The organism is Peribacillus sp. SIMBA_075 (genome assembly GCF_046534585.1).
Genome location: NZ_JAWRYN010000592.1, coordinates 1 through 272, shown reverse-complemented (window position 1 = coordinate 272; position 272 = coordinate 1). Strand labels below are relative to the sequence as shown.

The window sequence follows — 272 nt, the reverse complement described above, 5'->3', positions numbered from 1 at the left end:
AGCTGCAGTTTCATCACAACTCGTTTCTATTCCCAACACATAGATATCTTCATTCATTGAAATTCACCCACATAACTATGGCATCTTCCTGGTTATCCGTATAATACCCTTTTCGGATGCCACCATTTTGAAATCCTAACTTTTTATATAAATTAAGCGCAGCTATATTGCTGACACGCGCTTCCAAAGTCATGAGCTTTGCGCCTCGCGCTTTTGCTTGGTCCATTGCCTCTTTCATCAAAGCTTCCCCGAACTTGTTGCCGTGCTGTTGG

Annotated in this window: 1 protein-coding gene; it reads right to left on the bottom strand. The window is 42.6% G+C overall.

Annotated elements, in window-relative coordinates:
* Positions 1–49 precede the first annotated feature (49 nt).
* A partial coding sequence (locus tag SB775_RS29525) for a GNAT family N-acetyltransferase (RefSeq protein WP_410864790.1) occupies positions 50–272 on the bottom strand: 223 nt, incomplete at its 5' end.